This window comes from Psychromonas hadalis ATCC BAA-638 (assembly GCF_000420245.1).
GTDB classification, from domain to species: domain Bacteria; phylum Pseudomonadota; class Gammaproteobacteria; order Enterobacterales; family Psychromonadaceae; genus Psychromonas; species Psychromonas hadalis.
On the sequence record NZ_ATUO01000223.1, the window covers coordinates 1 to 4,441 of the forward strand.

The 4,441-nt window shown below is 39.9% G+C and carries 3 protein-coding genes; 1 reads left to right on the forward strand and 2 read right to left on the reverse strand.

The annotated features are described in order from the left end of the window. Positions 1–455 precede the first annotated feature (455 nt). The gene (locus G322_RS0117695) at positions 456–1,007 is read left to right on the forward strand and encodes a gamma carbonic anhydrase family protein (RefSeq protein WP_022943028.1); all 552 of its coding nucleotides are present in this window, start codon (positions 456–458) and stop codon (positions 1,005–1,007) included. A gap of 112 nt (positions 1,008–1,119) precedes the next feature. On the opposite strand, the gene argH is transcribed toward G322_RS0117695, so the two are convergent. Continuing rightward, positions 1,120–3,000, reverse strand: a complete 1,881-nt coding sequence (gene argH / locus G322_RS0117700; protein ID WP_022943029.1) for an argininosuccinate lyase — start codon at positions 2,998–3,000, stop codon at positions 1,120–1,122. A gap of 125 nt (positions 3,001–3,125) precedes the next feature. After that, on the reverse strand, positions 3,126–4,340 hold the full coding sequence (locus G322_RS0117705; protein ID WP_022943030.1) for an argininosuccinate synthase: 1,215 nt from the start codon (positions 4,338–4,340) through the stop codon (positions 3,126–3,128). Positions 4,341–4,441 lie beyond the last annotated feature (101 nt).

Here is a 4,441-nt window from a genome sequence, read left to right on the forward strand (position 1 = left end):
TGAATTAATGAATTAATTCGTGTGTCATTGATATTGATTCTTTTTGTCCCCTTCTCACGAGGAGAGTGGACTTTTTTGAAATCGTCTATCAATGCTCACACAGATTGTTTGATTAAATTGTTAAAGAGCGTGCCTTTCGGCGAGGTGCGTATAATACGCTAACCTTGAACCTTGTCAACATGTTATTTTAAATTACTTTAAAAGTTTTTGTTGGCTCAAACTCACTGAGTTTGTTGGTTCGGACTCGGTTAGTAACTTGCGTTAGTTGCCTTGTCTGTGGGGTCGCATTATAGAGATTCCGATCACATTGGCAAGTGTTTTTTATAGAAAAAACGATTCTTTTTGCAATTAGTTTTTATACCTATTTTAACCACAAGTTATCCACATATTTTACTTTGTTACACACATTTTTATGTCGTATGATGGCTTTTTGCTTACATTCAACAAGGTTAATTATGTTTCCTGTATTACGTAGCTATAAAGGTATCTCACCTAAAATTGCAGATAATGTTTATATCGACCCCTTTTCCACTGTTATTGGTGATGTCGAACTAGCCGAAGATGTCAGTATTTGGCCAATGTGTGTTTTGCGTGGTGATGTTAATAATATAAAGGTGGGAAAACGCACCAATATTCAAGATGGATCTGTTTTACATGTCGCCCGTAAAGGTGAAGCCAGTGTTGAAGGTTACTCTTTACACATTGGTGAAGATGTTACTGTGGGTCATAAAGCGATGTTACATGCCTGTGAAATTGGCAATCGTGTATTAATCGGTATGGGGGCAATCGTTTTAGATAATGTAAAAATTGAAGATGATATTATTTTAGCAGCTGGATCATTAGTGCCGCCAAATAAGACGCTTGAGTCGGGTTTCTTGTATGTAGGCTCCCCCGCCAAACAAGCACGTCCATTAACCGAGAAAGAATTTTCGTTTTTAAAACGCTCTGCAATACATTACGTTAATTTAAAGAATGACTATTTAGCCGATACAAATAAAACATCTTAAACAAAAAAGGTGTGTTTCTATTAAAAGAAGCACACCTTTACGTTATTAATATACCAAAAAATTAAAAAGAGGATTAATCTTACTGATTAAAGTTAATGTAATTGGTATTACACTAACTTTTTCTCATCTCTTTCTGGAGCAACATACTTGTTTTGTAATTCAACTCTAGTGCTTTTTCATCGCTTGCATGTTGGCTCACAAACATTGCACAGTCTTTTAAGACTTTTTCAGGCATCGTTGTTTTACTTTCTGGGCTAAAGCCAAGCTTCATAAAGAATTCTGGCATACGTGTTAATACAAAGAGACGCTTGATCGCGAGTTTTTCTGCACGCTTGACCAATAACTCGACCAGTGCGCTACCTTGACCGCGACGTTCAAAACCTGGCTCGACACCTAATGAACGAATTTCAGCTAAACCGGTGTCATAAATATGTAGTGAAGCACAACCAGTCACTTTTCCATCTAACTCAGTCACTGCGAATTCAGCTATTGACTCTGCTAAATCTGATTTGTCCCTAGGTAGGTTTTCACCTTTATCAGCCCAGTGGTTAACCATTGATTCGATACGCTCTATGTCTGTCAAACGAGCAGCTCTTATCACAATGCCTGATGTATCACGCTTTGCTAAGCGCTCTTCTGCAGCAGTTAATGCATACTCAATTTGCTCTGGTGCGACGCCACCTTGTGCCTTACGCGCAGCAAGTGTTGCTTCAAGTGTTAATGTAGGGTAAACATCGTCTTCGATTACATCAGAGAACTCTTTAAATTCTGCAACACTTAACTCTTCTAGTGGTACACCTTTTTCAATAGCAAAAACAACAGCAACACCGACAATATGATGTGCTTCACGGAATGGAATACCTTTTGCAACAAGGTAATCAGCAAGCTCTGTTGCATTTGAGTAACCACCTTGAGCGGCCTCTTTTGTACGCTCTTCATTTACTTTAAGGTTAGTTAACGCCATTGAAGCCATTTCTAAACAATCGCCCCATGTATCTAAGGCATCAAAAAGTCCTTCTTTATCTTCTTGCATATCTTTATTGTATGCCAACGGGAGTGCTTTCAGTGTCATTAACATACCCGCTAGTGAACCAAATACACGACCGGATTTTCCACGAATAAGTTCCATTGCATCGGGGTTCTTCTTCTGCGGCATCAGTGAAGATCCTGACGTTACTTGATCTGACATTTCAATAAAGCCTGCTTCACCACTATTATAGAAGATAAGATCTTCAGCCATACGTGATAAATGTACCATTGAAAGTGTTGCGCAACTCATTAGCTCAACAACATGGTCTCGATCAGACACTGAATCTAAACTATTACGTGTTGCACGTTTGAAACCTAAAGAGTGTGCAAGTGCTGTTCTGTCAATCGCATAACCCGTACCCGCTAATGCGCCACTGCCAAGTGGACAAGTATCTAAACGCTCCAAACATCCTTCAAGACGACTATGATCTCGCTCTAGCATTTCAACATAAGCTAAACACCAGTGTGAAAATGTAACAGGCTGTGCGCGCTGTAGGTGTGTATAACCCGGTAAAACAACCGATTGATGCGTGCGGGCAAGTTCAATCAATTTTGCTTCTAATACATCAAGATGAACCACTAAATCCTGTGCTGTTTTTTTACACCAAAGTTTTAAGTCTGTTGCCACTTGGTCATTACGACTACGGCCCGTATGCAATTTTTTACCTAAATCACCAACACGCTGAATAAGTTGAATTTCTACCCAAGAATGAATGTCTTCCGCATCGGACTGTAAAATCTGTGTCGGGTTTGCTTGTACAGAGAGTAATAACTCATTTAATGCAGCTTCTAAGCGCACTTGTTCATCGGCAGTGAGTACATTCACCGTCTGTAATGCTTTTGACCATGCGATAGAACCTACAATGTCTTGCTCAGCAAGACGATAATCAAATCGTAATGAGTCGTTGAATAATTTAAATTTTACGTCTGCCGCTTGGCTGAAACGTCCGCCCCAAAGTGCCATTGTCGTGCTCCATTATTTATATTGATGAGCTAACGCTCAACCTACATTTATATAAACTCTCTAAAAAGCACATATAAATGGAAACTCTTAGTGCACGCTTGGCACACTAGGAGTTTCATTTTAACTTATTTTTTTGCTTTACTGTTTAGCGTACGAATACGGCTAGACAGTGAATACAGGCGGATAAACCCTTCTGCATGTTTTTGGTCATAAACGTTATCATCACCAAAGGTTGCAAACTCTTCTGAATACAGGCTATTTGGCGATTTTTTCTTAACAGCAACCGCTTGGCCTTTATAAAGACGAACAACCACTTCACCATTTGCGTCGCTTGCTAATGATTCAGAAGCAGCCAGTAGAGAAGCACACAAAGGCGTAAACCAACGACCATCATAAACTAAGTGAGCAAACTCTTGGCCCACTTGATCACGCCAACGACGGGAAGGTTTGTCATGGACTAATTCATCAATACCACGTAATGCGGTAACCATCACTGTACCACCCGGTGTTTCATAACAACCGCGTGACTTCATACCAACCGTACGGTTTTCAGTAATATCAATACGACCCACACCATGTTTAGCGGCTTTTTCATTTAACAGCATTAATGCTGCATATGGAGAAAGCTCAACACCATCAACGGCTGTAACACGTGCATTTTCAACTTTGATTGTTACGTATTCAGGCTCATCGGGCGCATCTAATGGATCAACCGTTAATGTCCAAACACCTTTACTTGGTTCATTGTTTGGATCTTCAAGCTCACCACCTTCATGTGAGATATGCCAAGCATTAGCATCACGGCTGTAGATTTTAGTTGCTGACGCTGCCGATTCAATATTACGCTCTGCAAGGTAATCTAATAAATCTTCACGAGAAACCATGTCCCACTCACGCCAAGGTGCAATAACACGAAGCTCTGGTGCAAGGGCAGCAAAACAGCTTTCAAAACGAATTTGGTCATTACCTTTACCCGTACAACCATGACAAACGGCATCTGCACCGACTTTAAGTGCCACTTCAACTTGTGCTTTGGCGATAATTGGACGCGCCATTGAAGTACCTAATAGATAAGTACCTTCATAAACAGCACCCGAAGCCATTGTTGGGTAGATATAATCTTTAACAAATTCTTCTTTAAGATCAACAATGTGACACTCAGAAGCACCAGATGCTAACGCTTTCTCTTCAAGACCGATTAGCTCTTCTGCTCCTTGACCTACATCTGCACAAAACGCAATGATTTCACAATCATCATAAGTTTCTTTTAACCATGGAATAATTGCTGATGTATCTAAACCGCCAGAATAAGCGAGAACTACCTTTTTTACTTTACTCATTTGAATATTTCCTTTCATCAATACTTAGGAATCGTTACACAATAACTTGCGCTAAGGAATCATTACACAATAACTTGCGCTAAATTGTTTTCAAAAAGCCT